This is a genomic window from Candidatus Gracilibacteria bacterium (assembly GCA_041661045.1).
Lineage (GTDB): Bacteria > Patescibacteriota > Gracilibacteria > UBA1369 > 2-02-FULL-48-14 > 2-02-FULL-48-14.
Map to the genome: position 1 here is coordinate 787,441 of JBAZVE010000001.1, position 26,884 is coordinate 814,324.

Consider the following 26,884-nt stretch of genomic DNA (forward strand, 5'->3'; position numbering starts at 1 on the left):
TCCTGTGAGTAGAGTCATGCGATCTTTTTAAGAGACCGCATATTACGGGCTGATGCTGGCTTTTGTCAAGAAAAGCGCGAATATGAAAGAGAATGGCTTATTTAAGCCATGAATTGAGGCAAAATCTGTGCCCGGGCAAGGATTTACTCGGGCTTGGTGTATTGAGAGAGGCCCAAAATGTTGCCTTCGGAATCTTTGAACCAAGCGAGGTAACCCATGGAGCCGCCTTCGCCAAGAGGAGTTTTGGCACGGACCACGGCGCCGCCGTTTTTTACGATTTGCTCCAGAGTTTCGTCAATGTTGTCCACATCCATGTAAAACATGGGGTGAGGCATCTCCGGATCGCGCTTGCTGCATCCACCATTGATGAAACCGGGCTCGCTGGGCTGCATTTGCTCGTTGATCGGTCCAGTCTGCCAACTGGTGTAGCCGAACTGTTCCCACTCGGTAGGCTTCCATCCAAAAACACCCTCATAGAATTTCTTTGCTCGTTCTTTGTCGTCCCAGGGGAATTCAAAATGTACGACTTTGTTCATGGGGGTGGGGTTAGGGAAATTCCAGTACATTTTACGACTGAATTGGGGGAAAAGCGAGAATGAGTGATGGTGTATGTCGCAAAAGGCCTTGGCGGTGAGTAGATGCTCACCTACAATGAGATTGTATTTAATTTCTCAACTTATGAGTGAAAAAGTGACTTCGATTATCATGTTTAAACAGAATGGCATCCGCAGACATTGGGATGACCTGGGGAAGATTTGGTATTTTTCAATCGTTGATGTGATCGCTGTGTTGACGGAGTCTACAGTGCCAAGAAGATATTGGAGCGATCTTAAAAAAACTCGATAAAGAAGGAAGTCAGTTGTACGAAAAAATCGTACAGCTGAAATTGACTTCATCTGATGGCAAAAAATATTTAACAGACTGTTTTTCAACTCAGGATTTACTTAGAGCCATTCAATCCATCCCTTCTCCAAAAGCAGAGCCATTCAAAATGTGGCTTGCTGAGATTGGGAAAGAGAGGCTTGATGAGATAGAAAATCCAGAATTGGCGCAAGAACGGATGAAAGCATTGTATGAAAAGAAAGGATATTCAAAAGATTGGATTGATAAGCGCTTGCGTGGGATTGCGATTCGGCAGAATTTGACGGATGAATGGAGGAATCGCGGCTTAACGCACGAAAAAGATTATGTGATTTTGACTGCTGAGATCTCTAAAGCCTCGTTTGGCATGACGCCGAGCGAATACAAGAAATACAAAAATATCCCCGAGAAAACAAAAGCAAATTTACACGATAACATGACGGACTTGGAACTGATTTTCACGATGCTCGGAGAAAAGATGACAACCGAAATTTCTCACGAAGAAAAGCCAAAAGTGATGGTGGAGCATAAAAAAGTGGCTAGACATGGAGGCGGAGTGGCGGGTAGTGCCCGCAAGCACGCAGAAAAGGAATTGGGACGAAGCGTGATTTCAAAGGGGAATTATCTGCAGAGTAGTACGAAAAAACAGTTGAAAAACCTATAGAATATCTGAATTGGACGAAATGGGAAATACTAATATTATTCCCCTTGACTTTGATCTAATTCCACATCCCAAGCAGCGGGTCCGACTTTTAGATCAAGGTCCCCTTGTTTGTTAAAGAAATCGATATAATCTACTTCCGTTGGCAGGTGAAGTGCGTGTTGGCACCCATCCAATTGTGTGGCCATCAAGATAGCTAGTATTGTTTTTTTGGTATGTTTTTGGAGTAAATAGATTGGCAGTCTTATAGGTACTGTCGACAGTCTAAGGAGTGCTTTTTTCGTTGCAAAGGCTTTATACTCTGGGCTTCGCATCATCTTTACTTCAACTTCAAATGCGTATTCAATCCCAAGGATTTCCATGATTTCCTCTATTCCTCCCGCCTTAGTAAAGGCAATCATTTTTTTGGGATCGGTCAGCATGTCGTCTATTCTTTTTTGGAGTACTGAGCTTCTCGTTATTTGATCCTTCAATCTGGTTATACCCTCTAAGGAATCCAAACGGTGCATATAGTGATAAGTTTTAGGTAAGGGGTGATTTTAACAGAATCGTTTTCTTAGTCAAAGAAAAATGGTCGGAGTGGCGGGACTTGAACCCACGACCTCTTGGACCCCATCCAAGCGCGCTAGCCAACTGCGCTACACCCCGACATGCAACTGTTTTAGCAGATTTTTATCGTTTGCGAAATCCTTTTAAGTCCGAGCAGGGTCACGGTGCTCTCCGCGGCGATGGCGGAAAAGAGGATGAGGAAGGTTTTTAGGATCGGGTCTTGGAGGGGTAGGGAGAGGCCTAGGATGATGAGGAAGACCAGGAGAGCGAGGCCTTCGCGTTTGAGGAGCCAGAGGTCTTGTTCGTAGGCGAAAAGGGTGATGAGGACCAGATCATAAAAATAAGAAACGCCCGCGAGGATGAGGAGGAGGGGGAGTAGGAACCAAAGTTCGGGGAGGATGAAGTCTTTGCCGCTGAGGAGTTCGATGGCGGTGGGGGCGACGAAGGAGCCCCCTAAAATCATGAGCAGGGCCATGAGGAGCAGGGTTTTTTTGAGGGTGCGGAAAAGGTCGCAGATTTTTTTACTTTCCTTGTGTTGAATGGCCTGTTTGAGGGCGGGGAGGGAAGAGAACATGAGCAGTGTGGACAGCAGGCTCGCCGTGCTGGCAAGATGCAGACTGAGATTGTAGGAGCCGTATTGCGCGTCCGTGAGGGTTTGCGAAATGAAGTAGCTGGGCATAAAGCGGAAATACAAATTGTTGAGGATGTTGATGATTCCGAAGGGCAAAGCGGTGAGCAGCAGCATTCTCATGAGGGCGGGATCCAGCTTCCATTCAAAGCGGATCAGTTGGCGGACAAAAAGGAGAGAAAGCGTGCTGGCCACGGCGGCCCCCGTCAGGGGGCCTAAAAAGAAAAGGGGTGCGCTCGCGGGCGCTTCTAAATAAATCAATAAGGCGATGAGCCCCAGACTGGCGGCTCGGCCGAGCACCAGGGCCGCTGTGGCGCGCCCCATTTTATAATTGGCCTGCAGCATTCCGTCGCAAACGGAGGTGATGTAATCCAAAAATAAAGAGCTCATAAAAAAGAGCACGCCGAAGAAAAAGATGCTGTTTGGAATCCAGATCCAAGCGAAAAGGGCTCCCACCGCAAAAAAAGTGCCGGCTGTACCCATGCGCAGCACCAGGGCGTTTACAAAGAGTTTTCCATCGTGTGGGCTCTCGGACATTTTGCGCACCGTGTTTCCAAAAATCCCCAAGTTTGCCACCACAGAAAAGAACAAGGCGTACTCGGAAATCTTGCCATACACGCCATATTCTTCCAGCCCCAAGGCATGCGTCACCATCCTAATGCTCACAATTCCCAGCACTATTTGCGCCACTTTCCCAAAAAGCTGCACCACGGTGGACCAAACGATCTTATTTTTTAGTGCGTGTGAAAGCATCAGGGTAAAACCTCAATTATGCGAGCTTCGCCCAATAAAATATCCGTGTCGTGGTAATCGTGCAGGGCGTTTTGGATGGTTTCCCAACTGTAGACATAATCCGCGCCGTTGCGTGTGCCCACATCGTGCGTCACGATCTGCATTTTATCCGCATCGTACCCTTTCACCACGACCATGTGGTAGATGGGACCTCCATTTTGAAAGTTGGGATTGTAGAGCAGTTTCCCTGCAAAAGGCGCAATAATCAGGTGACCGCTGGCCAGAATCTTTTGAAAATCTTCGAAACTCGGATCCTCGTGCACCACGGTTTCGAGTCCGTATTGCGTCTCAATCATCTCTACCGTTTGGGCTACTGTGGTGTGTTCGTAGGCTCCAAACACTTCTATTTCCCAATCCACCAAACGCAAGAGTTCCGCGTTGTAAGCCTCCCGATCCAAATTCATATCTTTATACTCGTTGGCCACCAACAGCACGCTGGCTTCCTCACAAGCCTCCTGCCAGGGGTAATCCCAGTTGGAGTAGGGGGCTTGCGTGTAAAAAGGCATATCGATGTTGACTTGCGCGGGGAGGGTTTCTTGCACTTGGGGCAGATCCTCCAGATCTATTGCCACCGGTGCCACCGGACCCTCCAACCTTTCCGCTCGGAGCACTTGAATTTTTTCTCTACTCCAGTATGCTCCCGCCACTGCAGCTGTTCCGATCGCTAAAACGAGCAAAACCACTGCCCAGCGCCACCCTCTTGATTTAAAGTTGTATTGTGGTATAATATTAAGGTTAGGTAATCTTATTTTAATCCAAATGACTGTTGAAGCACAAGTGGCGGATTGGGAGGCGGATGCTGGAACTGAAGCTGAAGCCGCTATAGAGGGGATGTTCCCTTTGGACTTTAAATTTCCGGATAATGTTGCTGAACGATTTCTTGTTGAAGCTGGGCTCAACTCTCTCAAACCTGGCCTTCGTTTTCCTTCCTGTCTTAGTAGGGTTGCCCTCACTTGTATAAAAGAACAGTTTGGGCCGGAATTTTCGTCGGGGGCTTCGGGATCTTACCTTCGCCAGAGCTTGCGTGGATTTATGGATGAGGTGATGGATTTGCCAGCAGTGAATTTGAAGAATATGTTGCCGCAAAATTTTTGGCTTGAGTATGTTCGTCCCAATCTGAGAGCGCTTCAACGGGATATTAAAAAAGATGTGCTCCTTTTGCGTGAACGGGCGGCGGCAAAAAATAAAATAGATGAGCTCCTGGAGGATCTCAATGCGGTAGGGGATGAAAGAGACCACTTTAGACGCCGTTTTGAGGAGGCTCAGGCGGATTCTCTTACCGACAGCTTAACCACTCTTCCAAACAGGAGAGCCATGGAGGAAAGAATGCGCAAAATAGCTCAAGAGCAGCCGGCGGCTCCATTTGTCTTTATGGTTTTTGATTTGGATAAATTTAAGGACCTCAATGACGAGTTTGGTCATCTGGCCGGAGATAAGGCTTTGTATCAACTCGGTGGCTTTATCAGTGATCTTTCAAGTACTCTTCGTTATGACGATATTTGTCGTTGGGGTGGAGATGAGTTTGGGGTTTTGATTCCCAATGGGGATGGTCGCGCGGAGGAGGTTGCAGAACTGATTCGTAATAAAGTGGCAGAGAGTACCTTTATATTGCCCACGAATAGTGGAACCAGAACGGAGATCAAGAAAACCCTGTCTATTGGATTGGCTCACTGTACGGGAGCTGATCTTGCTACGGATGCTCCTTATCGTAAGGCTGATGCCGCTTTGCATTTGGCCAAGGGGCATCGACTCGATGCTGAGGACCGCGTTTTGGAACGGAATGTGCTGCCTGGTCGTGATAGGGTCGTGGTTTATGGAAAGCCCTCTACTTATCCCCAAGCGGAGGTCTAGGCCTCTTTACATCTCCACGGGGCTTCATTAAAATCCGGGGGCATTTATGTTTACCTTAAAAAATAAACTCGATAAGGCGACTTGCCTTAAAAATTTGGCGGCGGAGCCGTTTAAACGGATTACGCTATCGTTTTACAGATATACCAAGATTCAGCATCCGCGGGATTTTAGGGATCAACTGTATAGGGAGTGGAGTGAGTTGGGTGTGTTTGGGCGGATTTATTTGGCTCGAGAGGGGATCAACGCACAGATGAGTGTGCCGGAGCCGCAGTTTGAGGCGTTTAAAGCCAATTTGGAGAGCCACGCGGCCTTTAAGGCGATGCCGCTCAAGATAGGGGTGGAGCAGGGCGAGTCTTTTTACAAGCTCACCATTAAGGTTAAAAATCAGATTGTGGCGGATGGACTTCCGGAGGACAGCTACGACCTTTCGCAAGTGGGAAATCATCTGACGGCAGAAGAGTTCAATAAGGCTCTGGAGGATGCGAATACGGTGGTGGTGGACATGCGCAATTTTTACGAAAGCAAGATTGGTCATTTTGAGGGAGCGGTGTGCCCGGACAGCAATACTTTTAAGGAAGAGTTGCCGATGGCTTTGGAGGCCCTGAAGGGAAAGGAGGATCAAAAAGTGTTGCTCTATTGCACGGGAGGCATTCGTTGTGAAAAGGCCAGCGCTTACCTTAAGCATCAAGGATTCAAGGATGTGAATCAATTGCACGGTGGGATTATTGCGTACAAACACGAGATTGAGCAGAAAGGCCTGCCGTCCAAATTCAAGGGGAGCAATTATGTGTTTGATGAACGGATTAGTGAGCGTATCACGCCGGATGTGCTCAGTGAGTGCGATCAATGTGATGTGCGCTGTGATCGTTATGTGAACTGCGCCAACGCGGCGTGCAATTTGCTTTTTTTACAATGTGAGGCTTGCCGTGAGCGCATGCATGGCGCGTGTACACCGGAGTGCAAAGGGGTCGCGGACTTGCCGGAAGAGGAGCGCAAGGCGTACTACGCGGCGCAGGAAAAATGCACTTATGCCGTGTATGTTTCGCGGATCAGGCCGAATTTGAAATAGGCCGGCGGGGCAAAGGTGACTATACCCTCACCATGGTTTTTGTCATGTGGAAATGAGGGTTTGAATCTGTTAATTGGGTGGTTTTGTGGTAGAATTGAGTTTCCTTAACCCCTCCACTATGACAGACCAAGAACTGTATGAAAAAGCCAAACTTTATGGAAAGAATGTCCTGTTGTGGCGGAGGAAGTTCATGGGCTTACTGCCGGAAGTGGAGAAGCGTCGGCTCTACCTGGTGAAGGGTTTTGGTTCTGTGTTTGAATTTGCTTTTAAGCTGGCCGGACTGAGTGAAGAGCAAGTACGAATGGCGTTGAACCTGGAAAAACGGTTTTCGGACCTGCCTGCTTTGAAGGCTCTTTTGGAACGAGGTGAGGTGAGTGTGAATAAGCTGGTTCGTATTCAATCCGTGGTCACCGCAGAGAATGAATCTTTTTGGGCGCAGCAGGTTCAGCTTCTTCCCAAAAAAGCTTTGGAGACTTTGGTGCGGGATGAAAAATCTTTGCCCGGGCAAAGGGTTCCGCTACAAATTTCGGATGCTGTCAAAAGCAGGCTCGAGCACTTGCAAGAGAAAGGAATAGATGTCAGTGCTTTGCTCACGGAATTGCTTGACCGCCATGAAGAGGAAATTGCGGAGGAAAAAGAAGCCATTGCAGTAAGCCTGCCTGAAACGCAGTCCCGTCATGTACCGGTGCGAACCAAAAAAGTCCTCGAAAAAGAACACGGCAGTAAGTGTTCTGTTCCAGGTTGCCAAAAACCCTCCGAGCAGCTTCATCATACGCAAACCTTTGCGCTCAGTCATCGGCACGATCCGCACTACTTAGCACCACTCTGCAAAGAACATCACCTCATTGCACACTCCATTAATGTGAAGGTGCAGGAACACAGAATGAGGGTGGTAAAATAAAAGAGACCGCTCCGGCGCAGATGAACTTTAGCGCCTCACGGTCTCTTTAATTTTAGGTTTTTAGTGCAGGACTAATTGTAGAACTCTTCGTAAGCCAGGTCGATGATCTTGGCGGCTTCGGCACGGGAGAGGTCGTTGGAAGGACCAAAGGATCCGTCATTGTAACCGTTGATGATGTCGAGGTCATCGGCGAGTACCACGGCCCAAGCGAACCAGTTGCTGTAGCTCACATCAGAGAAATCGATATCGCTGGAGCTGTAATCGTAGTCTTCTTCACCGGCGATGCGGAACATGATCACGAGCGCTTCGGCACGGTTGATGTCTTCGTTGGGACGGAATGTTCCGTCGCTGTAGCCTTCCACGAAATCCTTGGTGGTGGCGTAGCTCACGAATTCGTAGAACCAATCGCTGTCATCCACATCATCGTAATAGACTGAAGTGTCGTAGGTATCTTTTTCCGCTCCGAGCAAAGCCATTTTGAGGAATTCCGCACGGCTCACATCATCATCGGGCTTGAAGTAGTATTGGTTGTACCCATCCACGACATCACGATCGTAGAGATTGCAGATGTACTCTTCACCCCAGTGACCGTCGATGTCCACGAAATCTCCACATGAGCCATTTTCAGGATCTTCTTCGAGTTCATCTTCGTCTTCTTCACGACAGTTGTTGCTTTCGTCATCCTCATCCACGCTGTCTCCCACATCGATACACACCTCGACATCGTACTGGCTTCCATGATCATCGAGGAGATTATCACCCACATTGATGGTGCTGCTGTCTCCGCTTTGGAAGAAATCAGATGTATCATCGCTCTCATCAATCACAAGGGTGTATTCCACCGTTCCTTCCACATAGACATAGAGTTTCACGCTTTCGCTGTCATCTACATCGTCGTCTCCGGTATTGCTTACTACAACAATCAGGTCGTCGTCGGATTCCAAGTAGAGGTCTTCCACTTCAAGATCCACTCCATCTCCGCTACCGTTGATGCTGAGTGTTTCTTCCATACAGTTGTTGTCCTCATCTTCTTCATCCACGGTGTCGGTGGAATCCACACAGATTTCCACTTCGTACTCTTCGTCTTCGTCATCAAAGAAGTTGTCGCCAAGATCGAAGTCCTCTTCTTCACCGGCATCCAACCAATCGTCACCGGATTCGTTTTCGAAGTATTCGTAGTATTCACGGTCTCCGTCGACATAAATCGCCACATAAACATTTTCGCTGCTACTAACGGCTTCGTTCCCTTCATTTTGAAGAGTGAATGTGAAGTCTCCATCACTGTCCCAATCCATGGTTTCTACGGAAAGATCCGGACCATCGGAAGTGGTGTTTTCTCCAACGGTGAATGTTTTTGTAACTTGAGAATCGGAGTTGGAGTCACGAGTGCTGGAGAATTCGCTGGTCACGGTATCAAAACCGCTTCCGCTGATACGAATTTCTGCATCTTCGTCCGTTGGAACCACGCATCCGTATTGACCGGCGGAAATGTATTCACAATCGATATCAAAACTGCTTCCCATTTCTACACTGGCGTTGCTCACGGTGTCTCCATCTTCATCCTTTACGGTTGCGATGTAGGCGTAATTGAGGACCGCTGTGTTGGTGACTTGTGCGCTGCTGTCACTGCTTCGATCTTGAAGAGCGATGCTGGTGGGCGCGTATCCATCGGCATAAATAGTGGCGGTGGAATTGTCATTTGCGGCAGTAACGGGACAGTAGGCTTTATCGTTGTCCATCACACAGGCAACACCGGTTGTACCTGCAGTTGCAGAGTCGATTTCCACTCCGTTTCCGGTATCAGGATCTTCTGCCACGAGTACTTGGGTGTATTGCAATTCAATGCTTGTGGTTCGTACGGCTTCACTTAAAGAAACGGATGCACTTTTTTGTACAAAACCATCCACAGTGAATGTGGCGGTGTAGGTGGTTGTGCTTGGTGTGTAGAGGGCGTAGGCATAAGAATCATCGTGTACAAATCCTTCCGCGTAGATGGTGGTGTCTCCTGTTGAAGAACTGAAAGAAACATCGCCTTCCCCCATGCTCACCCAGTCACCCAATTCAGAATCCACATTGAACACGGCGTTGTAATCCAAAATTCCGAGTTGGTCGGCTTTGATGGTGTTGGAATAATCGTTGGTGATTCGGATGCGAGCGAAGTAGAGACTTGGGCTTGGGACATTTACTTCTCCAGACGCAGTGAAATCGATTTCAACGGTGGTTTTGGTCCAGTCGCTTGGTCGTTCCCACTCCAGCGCAAAAATTCCGCTCGTGCTGTCGTTTTGAATGTTATCTGTGCTGTTGGCGAGCAAGGTTTCCCAAGAGCTTCCATCCCAATATTCAGTGATGAACTCTCCGCTGCTTGCCGAAGTACCGATATCAATGGAAACTCCATCGAAGGCTTGGGCAAAGCCAAAATAAAAGTCATCTCCCACTGCTTCTCCCACAATCACATCGGAAGAGTTGGCGTCAGCGGCATCCGAAGTTTTTTCGAAGGTGGACACGCCTTCCGTATAAATAACGGAATCCGCGAAGGCGTTGGAGTTGTCCACGCCGGAGTAGGTGGAGGCGGCCACCGCAGTGAACGCCACATTGCCGGCCATCAACATGGCGAGGCTCAGTAAGGAGATAAGTTTTTTCATAGAAAGGGTTTAAAAGATGAAATTAAGGACTTATATTACTATAATTTTTTAAAAAAGCAAGGGCTACTTGATTACGGGCTTTAAAATGAGAGAAATAAAGAATCCGACGATGCAGACCAATACGATGGAGCTTCCGCTGGGAACAGAGCTTATATAAGAGAGAATGAGTCCAATGAGGACGGCGGCTTCTGCGAAAAGAATGGCCAGAACGGCGGTGGAGCGGAAACTGTTGGCCATTTGTAGGGCCGCGAGCACCGGGATGACCATGAGTGCGCCGATGAGCAAGCCTCCGATAATTTTTAAGGAGAGGGAAACGGTGAGAGCGGCCAAAATGCCGAGACCTGTTTTGAAAAACTGAACACGGAGGCCGGAGGCCTCGGCCAGTTCTTCATTAAAAGCCAAAGTGACGAGGGGCCACCAGAATAGGCCTATGCCTACAAAACTTCCCACGGCAAGCAGACTCAAGAGCACGAGATCTTGTGTGCTGACGGTGCTGATGCTTCCAAACAAATAGCTTTCGAAAGAAAGCGTGGAGTGAGAAAGACTGATGAGGGCTACGGCGAGAGCCAATCCTCCCGAGAGGAAGAGCGCATGCACGGCTTCGGTTCCCAATCTGCCCCGTGCCACGATCTTTTCAATTCCGGTTGCGGCTAAAATGCTCACGAAAAGTGCGCCCAATAAAGGAGAGACCCCGGCGACCATGCCGACTCCAACTCCCGCCAAGGCGGTGTGTGAGAGTGTGTCCGTGAGCATACTGGAGCGACGGGCCACCAGAAAAGTTCCCAAAAGGGGAGCGGAGGCTCCCACAAGGAGTCCCGCCACCAGGGCTCTGGTCATGAAACTGTATTCAAAAAAATCAAACATGATGCGCGCTGTGTTTTATGGGTTTAAATTCTTCTCCAAAAGTTCTGTCCCACATTCCGTGGGTGCTGAGTTCTGCCGGTTTGCAACTGGCATGCAAACGGTGATTGAGGCAAAGGACTCGAGATGCTTTTGCGGTGACCATCTCTAAATCATGGGTGACCATTACGATGGTGAGTTTTTTCTTTTTATTGAGATCGGAAAGAATTTGATAGAAATGTTTTTGAGAGGGAAGGTCCACGGCACTGAGAGGTTCATCCAAAAAAAGAATGGAAGGCTTGCTCACCATGGCTCTGGCAATCACCACTCGTTGGCGTTGTCCGCCCGAAAGATCCGAAAACATGCGTCGTTTGAGTGTGCTCGCGGAAACCACTTCGAGCGCTTCATCGATGGCGCGCTGATCCTCCTTGTCCAACCATCCGAATCCACGACGGCTTGCAAGCCCCGTGGCCACTACTTCATGCACGCTCATGGCAAAAGGGAAGGAACTGGTGGTGAAGTGCTGCGGTACGAAGCCAATGTTTTTACGAGCCGCAAAATTCTTATTCTTCTTTCCTTTGATGTAAATTTCTCCTTTGTCGAATGGAATCAAACCCAGCATGGCTCTTAATAGTGTTGTTTTTCCCCCGCCATTGGGTCCCACTATCCCCACATATTCTCCCGCTTGAATGCTGAAGCTGATTTCTTCAAGCACACGATGCTTGCCCAGCATGATGCTTAGATTCTCCACTTCCAGTACGGGGTTACTTTTCATTCTTTGTGGTTTTTACTATTGTCTCCTTAAGTTGAGACTTTTGAAAGTGGAAATCTTTGTGCAGGCAAAAAGTGTGGTGATGGGCACCGTTAAAATCAGTCCGATGCTGCCCACCAAGGTTTGAATGATTTCTTCGGCCACAAATTCATAATTCAGGACTTCGTAAAAACTGTGAGAGTGATCGATGAAAAGTAAAAGAAGAGGGAGGGAAGCTCCCGTGTAGACGAGAACCAGAGTGTTCACCATGCTCGCGATGTGATCTTTACCCACGCTCATGGTTCGTTTGTAGAGTTCAAAAAAGGAAATGTTTTCCTTGGCGCCTTGCAGTTGCTCGGCCACAGAGGCTTGGGAAATACTGACATCATCCAGAACTCCAAGCATGGAGATGAGCACTCCGGCGAGGAGGAGGCCTTGGAAGTTGATCCGTTCACCTGTATCAGATTTAAGGAAAGAGGCGGCTTCATCCGCCAGTCCGGTGAGACTGCCCCAGTTGGCGAAAAGGCCGGCCAAGAGTCCTGTTAAAATGAGAGTCACGAGAGTTCCAAGAATGGCCACGGTGGTTTTGCGATTGATGCCGTGAGAAAGATAAAAACTTGCCGGAATGATGAGAGCCGAACCCAAAATGGCCGCCCATACGGGGCTAAATCCCGCAAGGATGAGCGGCAGTACGAGTCGGAAGAGGACGAAGAAAGAGAACACCATGCCGAGCAAAGAGCGGAGACCTTGTTTTTGAGAGACGACTAGGACAACAGCTATGAATAAGAGGAAAAGCCAAAATAAAAGGGGGCGGCGCACGGTGTCTACAATGGCAAAAATATTTTCGTCGTAACCGCTCGCGGATTTTAGGAGCACCAGGCGATCCCCCAATTTATATTCTTGAGAATAGATGCTGGGCATGATTCCATTCTCCACTTCCACGATTTCTCCCTTGAGGGAACCTCTTGTCACCTCCATTTGCAGTACTTGATAGTATTGCGGTCCATCCACCGTTTCTTGTTGCTCGCTTGTGGTGAGTTCCACGACCGTGGCTTCCAGGACTTCTTCATAGGAGCTGCTGCTGTCCGAAGGAGGATTGATGTCCAAAAAGAAGAGGACAACGGTAATAATGAGAAGGAAAGCCGGAAGGATTTTTTTGAACATTGGAGTGGGAGGGTTTAGAGAGTTTCGGGTTCACCACCGATGGTTTCCGGACTCTTGATATAAAGATCCAACAAAGCCTTGTAGACTGCGAACCATTCGCGAAGATCGTAGTAATCTTCAAAAACATAGGGTTGTCGGTCGGCGATCATGCCGATGCTTTGAACACCGAGCGCGTTGCAAGTGAAGAGGGCGCGCGGGAGGTGAAATTTTTGCGTGACGAGAACGGCTTCTTCGATGCCCCAAATTTCTTTGGCACGGAGGCAGGAATCATAAGTCCGCGCGCCCGCAAAATCTTCCGCAATGGCATCTTCTGGGATTCCCCACAAGACCAAAAATTCCTTCATGGCGGCGGGCTCGTTGTAATATTCGTCCGTTATATTGTCACCCGAGACCAGAATTTTTTCCACGGTTCCGTTTAAATAGAGGCCCGCCGCCACGATGAGGCGATCGGCCAGCGCATCCGATGGCCGTCCATTCACATTCAATCCCGCTCCAAAAACCAAAGCCACCGGTGCTGCCGGAATATTTTCTTCCGCGCTGTAGATTTTTCCGCTTTCCGCTACTTTAAGCAGCGCCGGAAAAAATATAACCCCGCACAAAACCAAGATGAGCCCGAGAAAGATAAATCTTTTCTTTATTTTCACGAGCCCATCTTAGCAGTTCCCTTTAGATTTCGAAATAGTCCAATGGGTTTACCTTCATGCCGTCCAATTCCAATTCAAAGTGCAATAAAATTCCTGTATTTCCATACACTCGTCCTGTGGCCCCCATGACTCCAATTGCTTGGCCCTTGCTCACGGTATCTCCCACTTGTACAGAAATACTGTCCAAATGAGAATAACGAGTCATGAATCCATTTTGATGATCGATCCAAATATTATTTCCGTAGCCCCCATTCCAGCCTCCGTCTGCGGAGGTAAAGACCACCACGCCATCTGCTGCGGCCCAAACGGTTGGTTTTTCTGCATTTGCGATATCGATTCCGTTGTGCCTTTCCGTGAATCCTTGAGTTAACGAGCCTTGGCTTGGTATCAAGAGAGAGAAGATGGAAGCCAAATCTCCGGTGAAGATTTCTTCAGTTGATGTTTGGGCTTCGTCGACTTCTTGTCCAACAAGGCCCTCATATTCATTGCCGGAATTGCTGGGATTATAAAGCTCTTCCACAAGATCCGTAAAACCTGCGTTCCATTCACGAATTCCGTCCTCAGGCACTTGATTCAACAAGGCTGCTGCATCCGCTTCGCTCATTTTCTCTCCTTTATAATAACAACCATTCTCTTGCACGAATTCCGGAACATTTGCAGAAAAACTCATTCCGGTGGCTTCTACATCGTACTTGGAAGGATCAAAAATCTCTTCCGCGTTCAGCCCTTCTTCATACCCTTGCGTGAGGAAAGTGGTGAGGTCATAACGATTGGGTTCATCAGCAAAGGTGAGTTTTTGTTTTTCAAGTTTGTAAGTTTCTTCGTTGAAGTACGCGTAGAGGGTGCGCATGTGAACTCCATCGCCATCGCGAGCGCGCAAGTCTTGTCGAAACACTAGGTAGCCATCCTCACGGTACGCTTTTGCATTTTCCAATATCTCTTGCATGTTTGAAGCAGAGTTCTCTCCACTGAGCAGTTCTCCAAGAATGTGTTCGGTATCTATTTCCTCTTCTTGACCTTGTTCGTTTAAAGGAATGCTATCATTGATCACCATGTAAACAGTGGGATCTTCTTCCGCGATGCGCAGGAGCGAGCTGATTTGAGCGTCCACAGTCTCTTCTATTTGCGCGCAAATATATTTTTCTCCCATAAAAATTTGTGACCATTCATCCCCTTCCTCCACAATGAGTCCATGCTCTTCTATGGCTGAGGTGGAGTGAAAAGAGAAATTGTCTCCAAATTCATTCATGTTCTCCAGTACCACTTGTTCGATTTCTTTGGTGTCCGGATTGCGAACGATGTGAAGGAAATTTTCGTCGTCGGTCCATACTTCTTCCAAAGATGCTTCCACAGCGACTCCATTTTCAAAGCGTTGGCTCAATCGTTCTTCGTGAAAAATTCCATTTTGATTTTGGTAGAGCTCGGAGGCTTTCACTAAAAATTCCTGCGAGTTTATTTGTTTTGGTACGGTGATGATAATGCCCATGGCCACAAGCACCAGTGCGCTTACATATATAAATGAATACCGTTTCATGGAATGTAGGATTAAGTCTAAGCTCGAAGCTTTATCCCCCAATAAAATTTCTTCCGCTCGCATGAGCAAGCGTTGCTTGAGTGCGTCCACAAAAGCGGGATCTGCGGGTTTTCGACTGGCCTGCAGGGCCTTCAAGATTTTTTTATTGGAAGAGAAGTGCTTCATGCTTATAGAGAGAAGAAAAATTAAAAATTACTGCAGGTTTTTCCAGCGATCCCTCAGCGTTTTTAGGGCGCGGGACAGGTTGGAGGCTACTGTTTTTTGTGAAACGGAAAGCAGCTTGGCGATTTCTTTGTTTTTTAAATCCGAAAAATATCTCAGCGTCAGTGTTTCTTGTTGTTCGCTTGGAAGCGCTTCAATTAAAATTTGAATTTGTTTTGCGTCTTCGTTCTCTTCCGCGAGTTCGTTCGGAGACCGTTCAGAACTTTTGAATGTGTTTTTTTCTTCATCAAGCTCCACGACTTTTTGGTTTTGTTTTTCTTTGAAGTATTTATTCAGCGCATTGCGTGCGATGGTGAAGAGCCATGCGCGGAACACAACTTCTTTATTGGAATTTAAGTGCGAAATATTTTTTAAAACGGCTTCCCACACGATGCTGGTGAGATCCTCCGCTTCGCTTTTTGTGTGTAAACGAATCAAAAAATATTGATACACGGCTTGCACATGCTCTTCATACAATTGTGTGAATGCTTTGGGGTCGATTTTGGCACGATGAATGAGACTCATTGTGTATGAAGATCGCTTTTTAAAAAAATTACTGCATGTTTATTTTTTGTAGTGTAGCACGATTTTGTGATTCTGAGTACATAGACCTGATTTAGAAAATAAATTTACATTTGCGTGAGTCATTTTGAAAAATCCTCCTTGTCGAGTGATGAGAAAAAGAGGAGATTTTTTGTAGTTCTTTTTTTACTTCATTACCCACAACGCCATGCCGGTAAAAAAGAAGAAAGCATCTAAGCCAGCCAAGAAGGCTGCACCTAAGAAAAAGGTTGCTAAGAAACCCGTAAAAAAGGTTGTTAAGAAAGTTGTTAAGAAGGCTGTGAAGAAAGCAGCGCCAAAGAAGAAGGCTGCAAAACGACGTTAAGCCCTCTCTACGCCAAAACTCCACCTCCGGGTGGAGTTTTTTGTTATACGGTTTTTATTACTGCAGTTGCAGCGGGAAGTAATAATGCGCACGGCCTTCGTTCACAAAATCTATAAGAATGTGCAGCACGATTTCTTTTTCATCGTCGGGAAAAGGTTCTTCAAAAACAAATGTATTTGCATCTTGCATGGTGTAAGGCAATTCACGGTGCGTAACTTCACCCGCTGTGTTTAGTGTTTTAATACCGAGCGCGTTGATGGAGTCGGTGAATTCCACGGTGAAGAAGAGGTCCGTTCCATTGGTGTAGGGAGTGTAAGAGAGCGTGGAAAAATCGGGATCCGGAAAATTCATGCATACGATGGCGGTGCAGTAGTTTCCCGAAATTCCGGGTATGGAAGTTCCATCCTCCAAACTCAAATTTATTGTGGGTCGTTTCCTGAGCTCACTCTGCATGTCTACATGCAAAGGCTCTTCCTTTGAGCACGCGCTGAAGCTGAGTAAGAGGGCGAAGAGGGTGAAAAGGATAAGCGGTTTCTTCATGGGAATCTTGACAGGTGAGGGTTCTTTGTGGATAATACCGTTTCAAATTATGGATTTCAATACTCGACTCAGTTCGTTCTTTCTTCACAACAATCGTTTAACAGTTTTGTGTCTCCTGTTTTTGGTCCTTTTGGGGGTGGGCAGTGCCCTTTTGCTCAAAACAACAGGTTTCCCGAGTCCGGATCTTAAATTTGCTTCAATTCAAACTTTGTATTTTGGGGCTTCTTCCGAAACCGTTGCGCAGGAGGTCACGGCACCTCTGGAAGCCGCGATTCGCGATGTCCCCGGGGTGCACAGTTTTACTTCCACCAGCAACAATTCTTTCTCTTTTATAGGAGTCACGGTGGCGGATGGATTTGAGACGGATACGGTGGTGACCAAGTTGAATGCGGCGCTCAGCAGCGTGCAGTTGCCGGAGGGCAGTGAAGAACCTGAAGTGAGTGTTCCTTCTATTGCAGGGCCGGATATTTTGTATTCCTTGGTTTCTAAGGATGAAGAAGAACTCTACAATTTGTATGAGTCGATTGAGGCGGAGCTTTTGCAGATTCCGGAAACCGCCCAAGTGGCGCCGCTCACGGCCATTGAGAAACGACTTTTGATTATTTTGGATCAAAGCAAGATGGCAAGTTTGGGTCTCACGGCCATGCAGGTGCAGCAGGCACTGTCTTCTTTTGGAGAAGTTTTACCCGTGGCCTCGGATTTGGATTTGGATGGGGAGAATCGTAGTCTTTTGACGCGGCTTGATGAGGAAGACTTGGAAGATATTAAGAATCTCTCGTTTGGGGTTGCTCGGCTTAAAGATTTTGCAAAAATAGATTGGGATTATGCGTTCGTGGGAGATAAGGAGTCTTTTATTGGTATTCATAGTGATGGGGATGCTTTGGTGCTTAAGGCACTGCACTTTCAAGTGAAGGCGGTTAAGAACACCGATATGGGAGATTACACTGAACAAGTGGAAGCGGTTTTTGAAGAGCTGGGCACGGTGCAGTTGGTGAAGAATTTTGAATTCGAGGAAGGCTTTGAGCAGGCCTTGGTGATTGAGGATTATTCCGTCAACAACGACAATAAACGACAAGTGGAGGAAGTGGTTGCGGGTTTGATTGGTGGAGAACTGCATGGAGATGCGCCTTGGTCTTATGCCGGATGGTTTTTGGGAGGGATGCAGTTGGTGTTTTTAGTCATGGTGCTTTTTGTTTCCTTTCGTGCGGCCATTGTGGCGGCCTTGGCCATTCCGCTCAGTTTGATGTTCTCCACTCTTTTCGTTTATGCGATTGGAGAAAATTTGAACACCTTGGTGCTCTTTTCTTTGGTTTTGGCCATTGGTTTGGTGGTGGACCCTGCTTTGGTTCTGCTGGAAAGCATTCAAAGAAAAGTGGACACAGGGCTTCGTGGGAAGGAAGCGGCGATTGCTGCGGTCAAAGACACCGGAATGGGACTCTTCTTAGCCTGTCTCACCAGCATCATTGTGTTCGTTCCCTTTGGAGTGGTCTCCGGGATTTTAGGACAAATTATTGCGTATATTCCTATGACCATCATCCCCGCTGTAGTGGGATCTTATATTGTTCCTTTGGTTTTCTTGGCCTGGATGGGTGGATTCTTTTTGAAGCCCAATCCTAAAAAGACAGGGGATGAAGAAGAAAACTTGTGGGGCGTTGCTAAACTTGTGATTGCTATTAATGAATGGGTGCTCAATCATTCCCGGTTTTTGCGGTTTTTGATTATTCTTGTGGCACTGGTGGTGCCTCTTATGGTTGCGGGGTATTCGTTTCAAAGTGGAGCGGTGAAAAGTGTGCAATTTGCGAGCAGTGACAATGCGGATTATTTGCAGCTTGGGTTTGTGCATAAGTCGGATACGAGTGCATCGGAGCGGGTTCGCTTGGAGAAGAAAGTTTTAAAAACTATTGTGGCCAATGAAGAAGTTTTGGGAGTGTTCCCCATGCCAGGGGATGTGTATATGGCTTTGCTTAAGCCGGCGCTTGAACGAGGGGACACGCTTTCGGTGGACATTGCGGAGGACCTCAATGAAGTCTTTGCAGATTCTTTGCTTGAGGATTTCTTTGATCTTCAAATTGGGGTGATTTCCAACGGGCCCCCCACGGCCAATTATCAGATTGCTCTGGCCCTCAAGTCTTCTGATTTGCAGGATTTGCAGAAGGCGGCGCAGGAGGTGGGAGGCGATCTTGAAAATCTTTGTTTTGAATCCAATGCCTTTAGTATGAATGCTTCTTGTGAAGGCGAAAGGGTGATCACCAAAGTGGATGATGGCTATGCCGGGAAAGAAACTTCAGTGATTGAAGTGATTTTGGATCGGGAAAAACTTCAAGCGGCTCAACTCACCATCCCGGGTGCTCCGCTCACCGCTTATGTGAACGCGGTGCTTCGAAACTTGTTTAGCATCAATAATGGAGACGCGGTTGGAAAAATCACTGTGGACGGAAAAGATTTGGACATTGTTTTGGAAAAAATGGCGAAAGATCCGGTTTCCATTGATGAAATTAAAAACACGGTGCTTTTTGCACAGGGGGAAACGGTGCTTCGCTTGAAAGACATTGCGAGCATTGAGGAGAAGCAGAGTCAATCCAGTATTCAACGCGTGAATGGAGAAACCATTGCGGTGGTGAAGGGCCGACTTACTGACGAGCATGGAGATCCTGGGTCCGCTGCCATGGCAGCTCAGGTGGTTTTGGACTTTTATGAGGAGAATCCTTTGGACAATGGGGTGGAGATGGAGCAATACAGTGAAGGAGATACGGCGGGATTCATCCGTTCGTTTCAAGAATTGTTCACGGCTTTGGCATTGGCAATTGTTATTACTTATGTCGTTTTGGTGGTTTTCTTTGAGTCCTTCACTCAGCCTTTGGTTATTTTGTACACGGTTCCACTCACTTTTTTGGGAGTATTTCCGGCGCTTGCTTTGTTTGGTGGAGGACAATTCGGCTTCCTCGAAATCATTGGACTCATTATTTTGGTGGGAGTGGTGGAGAATGTGGCGATCTTCCTTATTGATGCGGCCAAACAAAAAATTCATGAAGGGTGGGATGAAGTTCGAGCCATCAGTTATGCTTCCGGAGTCCGTTTTCGCGCAGTAATCCTTACTAAACTTACGGCGCTCGCTTCGCTCGCGCCCCTTGCCGTCCTCAGTGAACAGTATCGTTCCATTTCGCTCGTTATTATGTTTGGCTTGCTCACTTCCGGAATCACTTCGCTGTTCACCACGCCGATTCTGTTTATTTTCTTCCGCTCCGTTTCTGCGTTTGTCCGTGGCAAGAAGGTGCTATGATGTCCGCACATGAAAAACTCTGCTCCCGCTCTTTCGTTCAAAGGACTTTCCAAAATCTATTCCAATGGCGTGCACGCCTTGGAGAATATTAATCTTGAAATCGAACAAGGAGATTTTTTTGCGCTCTTGGGACCCAATGGGGCGGGCAAAACCACTTTGATCGGAGTGATTGCGGGGCTTGTGGAAAAAACGGATGGGGAAGTGCGTATTTATGGATTGGAAAGGGAAAAGCATGCGTCCGCCCTTAAACAACGGATTGGTTTGGTCCCTCAGGAATTCAATTTTAATATTTTTGAAAAGGTTTTGGACATTGTGGTGACTCAAGCGGGATACTTTGGTATTCCGCACAAAGAGGCCATGAACCGTGCGGAAAAAATTCTTGGTGATTTGGGACTGTGGGACAAACGAAACACACCTTCACGCATGCTTTCTGGCGGGATGAAACGCCGTTTGCTCATTGCCCGAGCTTTGATGCATGATCCGGATCTCCTCATTTTGGACGAGCCCACCGCCGGGGTGGATGTTGAACTTCGTCATGGCATGTGGAAATATTTGAAAGACTTGAATGAGAGTGGAAAAACCATTGTGCTCACCACGCATTATTTGGAAGAAGCGGAAAAGTTGAGTCGAAGGGTGGCCATTATTCAAGCCGGAAAAATCATTCGCGAGGGGAATGTAAAAGCCTTGATTGGAGCCATGGAGAAAAAAACCTATATCTTTTCTTTTGGTGGAGGTAAAGAGGAAGAAGTGGTGCTTGGCTCAAAAGATTCTTTGGTGTCCTTGGTGGAGAAATTTAAGGCGGAAGGAAAGGACATTTTAGATATTCGGCCCAAAATGAATCCTTTGGAAGAACTCTTTTTAGATCTCTTAAAAACAGAATCATGAATTTAAAAGGTCAATGGATTGCCTTCACCACTATTGTGCGAAAAGAAGTGACCCGTTTCATGCGCATTTGGGTGCAAACGCTTTTGCCTCCAGTTATCAATCAAATTCTTTACTTTATTATTTTTGGAGCTTTCATTGGGGCACAAATTCGTGAACTGAATGGGATTCCCTACGCGTCTTTTATTGTGCCCGGGCTTATTATGATGGCGGTTATTAGCAATTCCTTCTCCAATGTGGTGAGTTCCTTTTTTGGCACCAAGTTTATGCACAGCGTGGAAGAGCTGATGGTGTCTCCCACAAAAAATGCGGTGATTTTGCTTGGTTATAGTGTGGGGGGGATGCTGAGAGGAATTTTGATTGGGCTCATTGTCTTTTTGGTTTCTTCGTTTTTCACACCCATTTCTTTGGATCATCCTTTTGTTGCGATTCTTTTTGCGGTGCTTTGTTCCGCTCTATTTTCTTTTGCCGGATTTTTGAACGCCCTCTTTGCCAAAAAATTTGACGATGTCAGCGTGTTCCCGACTTTTGTGCTCACTCCGCTCACTTATTTGGGAGGTGTATTTTATTCCATTGATGCGCTCCCTCCTTTTTGGCAGACCATCTCCAAATTCAATCCCATCGTTTATATTGTGGATGGATTCCGCTACGGTTTCTTTGGATTCAGTGAAATGAATGTTTGGGCAAGTCTCGCCGTTTTATGCGTCTTCACCTTGGCTCTTTTCTTCCTCAACCTTCATCTTTTGAATCGTGGAACGGGACTGAAGAGTTAGGGTACTGCTCACAGACCTTGGACTCTAGAACTTTTCTGAGAGCGCCCTTCCTCGGAGCGGGCCCCGGAAGCGCTTCGCTTTCCGCCCGGCTTCGTCAGGCCCCTCCCAGAAAAGTTCACCACTAAGACTGTGACACTTACAACACTGGGGATGGAGGGCCAGGTGTTTTGAAGACAACATAAAGGCTCCCGTTGTCTGAAAGATACCTGGCCCTCTCAAAGCTGCAGTGTTGTGAGCAGTACCAGAGTTAGTCCTAGTCAGCAGCGATGAAAGGTGTATACTCAGTTCATGAAAGCTTTGAGTTTGTTTCTGGTTTTGACCCTTTCCCTGGGTGCGTTTTGTCCCATGAGTTTGGGTATGGATGATATGAATCATGGGGGAGCGATGGAGCACGAGGGATGGGCTGAAGAGGATTGTTTGACTGGTGAGTGTCTTGTGGGCATGAATGATGAAGAGCCCCTTTTGGCTTTGAGCGGATATACGGTTGTTCCAGCTTTGCCCGCGCAAGATTTTGAAAGCACGGTTCCTTGGGCCGTAGGAGAACTTTTTTCATCTGTGGCCCCGCCCTTGGTCAAAATATCGCCGACCAAAACCATTGTGCTCCGGCTCTAGAATGAGAATAGCGGTTTGTTATTCTTAATTCTTTTTGATATGGACAATAAGGAAAATTTTTATGTTAAAGGCATGACCTGCGCCAGCTGTGAGCTTTTGATTGAACGAAAGCTTAAAAAGGTGCCGGGAGTGCTCAGTGTGCACTCCAATTATAGGAGTGGATTCACGGTGGTGAAGACGGACTCAGAGAATCCTCCCTCTTCCGCCGCCCTCGAAGCGGCCATTGAAGAAGCCGGATATTCACTCACGGAGAAATCCATGCAGGCTTTGGAGGGGAAGGACCAGAAGTGGCTTGAAATTGGAGCCTGTTTGGTTTTGATTTTTGCTCTTTATAAAGTCTTGCAGGGTTTTGACTTCTTCTCTTTTAGCGCGAGTGCGTCAGGCCTTGCGGACTTGGGTGGTGTGTTTGTACTCGGTCTTGTGGCGGGAACTTCCAGTTGTTTGGCGGTGACGGGTGGGCTCTTGCTCAGCATGGCGGCCAAACACAACGAACTGAACCCCACAGCTACGCGTTGGCAAAAATTCAAACCGCTGCTTTCTTTTAACGGAGGGCGATTGATTTCCTACTTCTTTTTGGGTGGACTGGTTGGTTTGCTCGGGCAATCTCTTACTCTCAGTCCCTCTGTGACGGGTGTCCTTAATATTGTGGTGGCCCTGCTCATGTTCTTTTTGGCACTCTCCATTTTAAAGATTCTCCCCAAGAATCATTTTATTGCACGACCGCCCAAGTGGTTCACCCATTGGATTGCCGGACTTTCTGAGCATCCGCATCCTTTTGCACCGCTGCTTTTGGGGGCGCTGACCTTCTTTTTACCCTGCGGCTTCACGCAATCTTTACAGATTTCCGCTTTGGCCTCCGGCAGTTTTGTGGAAGGAGCTTTGACGCTGTTTGTGTTTGCCTTGGGGACTTTGCCGGCTTTGCTCGGCATCAGTGCAATCTCTTCTTATGCCAAAGGCCGAACCGCTCGACTTTTTCTACGATTTTCCGGGACGCTTGTCCTGGTTTTGGCTCTTTTCAACTTGAAAAGCGGACTGGTGCTCAGTGGCGTGGACATGAGTGCTTTTTTGCCCCAGTCCAGTGTGGAAGAACAGGAAAATGCCGTGACGATGGTGGATGGAGTTCAAGTCATTCACTTGCAGGCGTCTGCGTATGGATACTCCCCAAGCTCGGTGACGATTGCCGCCGGTACCCCCACACGAATTGAAGTGGAGTCTTTGGACAATCTTTATGGCTGTGCGGCTGCGATCACGGTACCGAAGTTTGGTTTTGGGGAATATTTGAGCCCCGGCACCACCATTACGCTCGGGTTCATTGAAGATCCTCAAGAAGATTTCATCATCACCTGCTCCATGGGCATGGTGAGCACTAATGTTAAAGTTATTTCTAATCTTTAAACTTTTTTATTATGAAAACAACAGTATCTATTCCCGGCATGCACTGTAACTCGTGCGCCACGACGGTTAAAGAAGTGAGCAGTGATTTCCCGGCGATCCAAACCGTTGAAGTGAATTTGGAGACGAAGGTGGTCTCCGTGGAACACGACGAAAACTTTGATTTGGCCGCGTGGACGGAGGAAATTGAAGCTTTGGGAGAGGAGTACCGTGTGGAGTCCCATTCTTAACCCATTTTTATGAAGGATCGATTGCTTCTTTCTATTGATGGGATGCACTGCAGCAGTTGTGCGGCTTTGATCACTAGAAAACTAAAAAAAACGCCGGGCGTTGAGGAAGCCAATGTTAACTTTGCTTCGGCGCGCGCGAGGATTGAATTTGATTCTGATAAGGTGCAAGTGGAGGGGCTTTTATCGGCGGTTAAGGCCGCCGGTTACAAGGCTACTGTGGCGGATGAGAAGGATAGGGATGCCGAAAAAAAACGAGCGGAAAAGGAAATGAAAATGTATAAAAAGAAATTTTTATTCGCCTTGGTCTTGAGTTTGCCCATGCTTTATTCCATGTTTGATCCGCGGGCTTCCGTGCTCTCCTTCTTTTTGGCCACACCCATTCAGTTTTGGCTTGGAGCCGGATTTTATCGGTCGGCTTGGTCCACTTTAAAGATGAAGTCCTTCAACATGGACAGTTTGATTGTGATTGGGACTTCGACCGCTTATTTTTATAGTGTTTATCAGTTTTTATCGGGGGCAGAAGAACTTTATTTTGAAGTCGCGGCTTTGCTTATTACTTTTGTGCTTTTTGGTAAATGGTTGGAATCCAAGGCCAAAGGTAAGACGGGAGAAGCCATACAAAAACTCATGGGGATGCAGGCCAAGACCGCGCGGGTTTTGCGTGAAGGAGTAGCCGTGGATATTCCTGTTGAAGAAGTGCTTGTGGGGGATATTGTTTTGGTTCGTCCCGGTGAAAAAATCCCTGTGGATGGAGTGATTGTTAAGGGCAGCTCTTCGGTGGATGAATCCATGCTCACGGGAGAAAGTATTCCTGTCGAAAAAAATCCGGAGTCCAAAGTTTTTGGAGCTACCATGAATGGTCACGGAAGTTTTGAATTCCGTGCGGAAAAAGTTGGGGCAGACACCATGCTCGCACAAATCGTTCATTTTGTGGAAGACGCACAGGGGTCCAAGGCTCCCATTCAGGCTTTTGCGGATGCGGTTTCGGCTTGGTTTGTTCCCGCAGTGATTGGGGTCGCTTTGCTCACCCTTATTGTATGGCTTTTGCTTGGGGCGGAGTTGAGCAGGGCTTTGCTGGCTTTTGTTTCTGTGATTGTGATTGCGTGTCCTTGTGCGCTTGGACTTGCGACGCCCACCAGCATCATTGTGGGAACGGGGAAGGGTGCTGAGAATGGAATTTTGATTCGGGGTGGGGAAGCGTTGGAGGCGGCTAAAGCCGTCGACACGATTGTTTTTGATAAAACAGGAACTTTGACCAAGGGGCGACCCGAACTCACGGATTTGATTCCTTTGCAGGGGAGTCGTGATCAGGCACTTAAGTGGGCGGCCAGCTTGGAACAGAATTCGGAACATCCGCTTGCGGACGCGATTGTGCGATATGCAAAACAAGAAAATGTTGAGCTGGCCGCGGTGGAAAGCTTTAAAGCTATCCCCGGGCATGGAGTGGAGGGCACGGTGGATGGGCAGAAATTGTATTTTGGAAACCGAAAACTTTTGGAAAAGATTGGTCAGCTTGATTCTCTTAAAGAACAGGTCCTCATGCCTTTGGAGGAACAAGGAAAGACCGTTATGATCCTGGCGAATGAGCAGAAGGTTCTGGCCTTGGTGGCGGTTTCGGATGTTGCTAAAGAAAGTTCGAGTGAGGCTTTGACTCTGCTTAAACGGATGGGGATGAAAATTTTTATGATCACCGGAGACAATAAGCGGACGGCGAAGGCTTTAGCTCAAACCCTTGGGATAGAAAATGTTCTTGCAGAGGTGCTTCCTCAAGATAAGGCGAATGAAGTAAAGAAACTTCAGGCTCTGGGGCATAAGGTGGCCATGGTGGGGGATGGTATCAACGACAGCCCCGCGCTTGCTCAGGCAGATTTGGGTATTTCAATGGGGAGTGGTACGGATATTGCCATGGAAACGGGGGGCATCGTTTTGGTAAAAAATGATCTTCGGGATATTGTTACTGCCCTTAAATTGAGTCATGCCACCGTCAGAAAAATTAAACAAAACATGTTTTTTGCTCTGATTTACAATGTTATTGGTATTCCCATTGCGGCCGGACTGTTTTCGGATTTTGGTTTAGTTTTGCGCCCCGAACTTGCGGGCTTGGCCATGGCGCTCAGTTCCGTTTCTGTGGTCACAAATTCTTTGCTCTTAAAACGGTTCCGGCCTGATAAGTTCAATCGACTCTAAAATATTTTTCTGAAGCGGTGGCAGTAAGGGGCGTGGCCGTTGGTGGCGTAGTAGTTCTGGTGATACAGCTCCGCGGCATAAAATGGTTTTGCGGGGAGGAGAAGTGTTGCAACCGAGTATCCCTTGTCCGTCAGGACTTGGACGATGTGCTCGGCAATGGACTTTTCCTCCTCGTTTCCATAAAAAATGGCGGAACGATATTGAGGCCCACGGTCCGGGCCCTGTCCGTCTTTTTGCTCAAAATCGTGAATTTCAAAAAAATATTTCACCAAGGCTTCGTAAGAAACTTTCTTGGGATCGTAGCTTACTTCAATCGCTTCAAAATGTCCCGTGGCGTGCGAGCAGACTTGTTCGTATGAGGGATTGGGTCGGTCTCCGCCCGTGTAGCCCACCACCGAGGTCTCCACACCTTGCAGTTTGTCGAAATAAAATTGAACTCCCCAGAAACATCCGGCGGCAAAAAGTGCTTTCATGTTTAGCGGTAATTATTAAAATCCACCGGCAGCGGCAGGGTTTTATCTGCGCGGAGCATGGCAATGATTTCTTGGAGTTCATCGCGGGATTTTGAACTCACTCGCACGGATTCCCCTTGAATGCTGGGCTTTGCTTTTGGAAATTTGTCGCGAATCAATTTGGAGATTTGTTTGGCCATTTCCTGATCCAAGGTTTTGATGAGTTTGATTTCGTACCGTACCAAGTTGCCCCCAATTTTTTCGAGATCTCCTTTCTTGAGCACCTTGGGTGAAAGCTTTCGGTTGATCATTCTTTGCAGCAAAATACCCCAGGCGGTTTCCAGCGACATCTCGCTGGGCGCGGTGATGCTTATTTTTTCATCGGTGAGCTCCAGTTCAATATGCAGATCTTTTAAATCAAAGCGAACCGCAATCTCTTTTTTGGTCTGCTCAAAGGCATTGCGCACCTCTTGGAGGTCAAACTGACTGACGATGTCCATGGAGGAGTCGGAGGGCATACATTTTTCTTGAGAGGACTCTAGTATAAACCAATCTTTTCACT

24 protein-coding genes, 1 tRNA gene and 1 pseudogene are annotated in these 26,884 nt (G+C 47.5%); 11 read left to right on the forward strand and 15 right to left on the reverse strand.

The window, feature by feature from the left end; translation table 25 throughout:
• Nucleotides 1–143 precede the first annotated feature (143 nt).
• On the reverse strand, nucleotides 144–725 hold the full coding sequence (locus tag WC777_03850) for a VOC family protein (GenBank protein MFA6024319.1): 582 nt from the start codon (nucleotides 723–725) through the stop codon (nucleotides 144–146).
• On the opposite strand from WC777_03850, the gene WC777_03855 reads away from it, so the two are divergent.
• Nucleotides 719–1,525 (forward strand): BRO family protein, encoded by an 807-nt coding sequence (locus WC777_03855; protein ID MFA6024320.1) that lies wholly within the window; start codon nucleotides 719–721, stop codon nucleotides 1,523–1,525. The genes WC777_03850 and WC777_03855 overlap by 7 nt on opposite strands.
• A 35-nt stretch (nucleotides 1,526–1,560) precedes the next feature.
• Here the strand turns inward: WC777_03855 and WC777_03860 are convergent, their stop codons facing one another.
• From WC777_03860 to WC777_03875, 4 genes are all read right to left on the reverse strand, one after another.
• Nucleotides 1,561–1,944: a hypothetical protein gene (locus WC777_03860; GenBank protein ID MFA6024321.1), complete on the reverse strand. Its 384-nt coding sequence runs from the start codon at nucleotides 1,942–1,944 to the stop codon at nucleotides 1,561–1,563.
• Between the two features lie 149 nt (nucleotides 1,945–2,093).
• Nucleotides 2,094–2,170: transfer RNA gene (locus tag WC777_03865), tRNA-Pro, on the reverse strand.
• Nucleotides 2,171–2,183: 13 nt separating this feature from the next.
• Nucleotides 2,184–3,452: a hypothetical protein gene (locus WC777_03870; protein ID MFA6024322.1), complete on the reverse strand. Its 1,269-nt coding sequence runs from the start codon at nucleotides 3,450–3,452 to the stop codon at nucleotides 2,184–2,186.
• Entirely contained in the window at nucleotides 3,434–4,168 is a 735-nt protein-coding gene (locus WC777_03875) for a C39 family peptidase (protein MFA6024323.1), read from the reverse strand. The genes WC777_03870 and WC777_03875 overlap by 19 nt, the downstream gene beginning before the upstream one ends.
• A gap of 82 nt (nucleotides 4,169–4,250) precedes the next feature.
• Here WC777_03875 and WC777_03880 point away from each other — a divergent pair, with 82 nt between their 5' ends.
• From WC777_03880 to WC777_03890, 3 genes are all read left to right on the forward strand, one after another.
• Nucleotides 4,251–5,342: a GGDEF domain-containing protein gene (locus tag WC777_03880; GenBank protein MFA6024324.1), complete on the forward strand. Its 1,092-nt coding sequence runs from the start codon at nucleotides 4,251–4,253 to the stop codon at nucleotides 5,340–5,342.
• A 46-nt stretch (nucleotides 5,343–5,388) separates the two neighbouring features.
• Nucleotides 5,389–6,411, forward strand: a complete 1,023-nt coding sequence (locus tag WC777_03885; GenBank protein ID MFA6024325.1) for a rhodanese-related sulfurtransferase — start codon at nucleotides 5,389–5,391, stop codon at nucleotides 6,409–6,411.
• A gap of 118 nt (nucleotides 6,412–6,529) precedes the next feature.
• Nucleotides 6,530–7,312, forward strand: coding sequence for an HNH endonuclease signature motif containing protein (locus WC777_03890; GenBank protein MFA6024326.1), 783 nt, complete (start codon nucleotides 6,530–6,532; stop codon nucleotides 7,310–7,312).
• Nucleotides 7,313–7,383: 71 nt separating this feature from the next.
• Here the strand turns inward: WC777_03890 and WC777_03895 are convergent, their stop codons facing one another.
• From WC777_03895 to WC777_03925, 7 genes and pseudogenes are all read right to left on the reverse strand, one after another.
• Complete coding sequence (locus WC777_03895) at nucleotides 7,384–9,954, reverse strand: S-layer homology domain-containing protein (protein MFA6024327.1); 2,571 nt, start codon at nucleotides 9,952–9,954, stop codon at nucleotides 7,384–7,386.
• A 63-nt stretch (nucleotides 9,955–10,017) separates the two neighbouring features.
• The gene (locus tag WC777_03900; protein ID MFA6024328.1) at nucleotides 10,018–10,818 is read right to left on the reverse strand and encodes a metal ABC transporter permease; all 801 of its coding nucleotides are present in this window, start codon (nucleotides 10,816–10,818) and stop codon (nucleotides 10,018–10,020) included.
• Between the two features lie 256 nt (nucleotides 10,819–11,074).
• A pseudogene (locus WC777_03905) lies at nucleotides 11,075–11,569 on the reverse strand (ATP-binding cassette domain-containing protein).
• A gap of 15 nt (nucleotides 11,570–11,584) precedes the next feature.
• Nucleotides 11,585–12,709, reverse strand: coding sequence for a YibE/F family protein (locus WC777_03910; protein MFA6024329.1), 1,125 nt, complete (start codon nucleotides 12,707–12,709; stop codon nucleotides 11,585–11,587).
• Nucleotides 12,710–12,723: 14 nt separating this feature from the next.
• Nucleotides 12,724–13,353 carry an ElyC/SanA/YdcF family protein gene (locus tag WC777_03915; GenBank protein MFA6024330.1) on the reverse strand — a complete coding sequence of 210 codons (630 nt, stop codon included), beginning with the start codon at nucleotides 13,351–13,353 and terminating at the stop codon, nucleotides 12,724–12,726.
• A gap of 22 nt (nucleotides 13,354–13,375) precedes the next feature.
• On the reverse strand, nucleotides 13,376–15,052 hold the full coding sequence (locus WC777_03920) for a M23 family metallopeptidase (protein ID MFA6024331.1): 1,677 nt from the start codon (nucleotides 15,050–15,052) through the stop codon (nucleotides 13,376–13,378).
• 27 nt (nucleotides 15,053–15,079) lie between these two features.
• Nucleotides 15,080–15,613 (reverse strand): RNA polymerase sigma factor, encoded by a 534-nt coding sequence (locus WC777_03925; protein MFA6024332.1) that lies wholly within the window; start codon nucleotides 15,611–15,613, stop codon nucleotides 15,080–15,082.
• 205 nt (nucleotides 15,614–15,818) lie between these two features.
• Between WC777_03925 and WC777_03930 the strand changes: the two genes are divergently transcribed.
• Nucleotides 15,819–15,974 carry a hypothetical protein gene (locus WC777_03930; protein MFA6024333.1) on the forward strand — a complete coding sequence of 52 codons (156 nt, stop codon included), beginning with the start codon at nucleotides 15,819–15,821 and terminating at the stop codon, nucleotides 15,972–15,974.
• A gap of 57 nt (nucleotides 15,975–16,031) precedes the next feature.
• Here WC777_03930 and WC777_03935 read toward each other — a convergent pair whose 3' ends face one another.
• A complete protein-coding gene (locus tag WC777_03935; protein ID MFA6024334.1) occupies nucleotides 16,032–16,514 on the reverse strand; it encodes a hypothetical protein in 483 nt (160 codons plus the stop codon).
• Between the two features lie 49 nt (nucleotides 16,515–16,563).
• Between WC777_03935 and WC777_03940 the strand changes: the two genes are divergently transcribed.
• From WC777_03940 to WC777_03965, 6 genes are all read left to right on the forward strand, one after another.
• Nucleotides 16,564–20,685 (forward strand): efflux RND transporter permease subunit, encoded by a 4,122-nt coding sequence (locus WC777_03940; protein MFA6024335.1) that lies wholly within the window; start codon nucleotides 16,564–16,566, stop codon nucleotides 20,683–20,685.
• Nucleotides 20,676–21,449, forward strand: a complete 774-nt coding sequence (locus tag WC777_03945) for an ABC transporter permease (protein MFA6024336.1) — start codon at nucleotides 20,676–20,678, stop codon at nucleotides 21,447–21,449. The genes WC777_03940 and WC777_03945 overlap by 10 nt, the downstream gene beginning before the upstream one ends.
• A gap of 288 nt (nucleotides 21,450–21,737) precedes the next feature.
• Entirely contained in the window at nucleotides 21,738–22,061 is a 324-nt protein-coding gene (locus WC777_03950; GenBank protein ID MFA6024337.1) for a hypothetical protein, read from the forward strand.
• Nucleotides 22,062–22,100: 39 nt separating this feature from the next.
• Complete coding sequence (locus tag WC777_03955) at nucleotides 22,101–23,456, forward strand: sulfite exporter TauE/SafE family protein (protein ID MFA6024338.1); 1,356 nt, start codon at nucleotides 22,101–22,103, stop codon at nucleotides 23,454–23,456.
• A gap of 11 nt (nucleotides 23,457–23,467) precedes the next feature.
• Nucleotides 23,468–23,683 carry a heavy metal-associated domain-containing protein gene (locus tag WC777_03960; GenBank protein MFA6024339.1) on the forward strand — a complete coding sequence of 72 codons (216 nt, stop codon included), beginning with the start codon at nucleotides 23,468–23,470 and terminating at the stop codon, nucleotides 23,681–23,683.
• 9 nt (nucleotides 23,684–23,692) lie between these two features.
• A complete protein-coding gene (locus WC777_03965; protein MFA6024340.1) occupies nucleotides 23,693–25,870 on the forward strand; it encodes a heavy metal translocating P-type ATPase in 2,178 nt (725 codons plus the stop codon).
• Here the strand turns inward: WC777_03965 and msrA are convergent.
• Together msrA and WC777_03975 are read right to left on the reverse strand one after the other, a co-directional pair.
• Nucleotides 25,867–26,343, reverse strand: a complete 477-nt coding sequence (msrA, locus tag WC777_03970; GenBank protein MFA6024341.1) for a peptide-methionine (S)-S-oxide reductase MsrA — start codon at nucleotides 26,341–26,343, stop codon at nucleotides 25,867–25,869. The two genes, WC777_03965 and msrA, sit on opposite strands and share 4 nt — an antisense overlap.
• Nucleotides 26,344–26,345: 2 nt before the next feature.
• Nucleotides 26,346–26,840, reverse strand: coding sequence for a YajQ family cyclic di-GMP-binding protein (locus WC777_03975; GenBank protein MFA6024342.1), 495 nt, complete (start codon nucleotides 26,838–26,840; stop codon nucleotides 26,346–26,348).
• Between the last annotated feature and the right edge of the window lie 44 nt (nucleotides 26,841–26,884).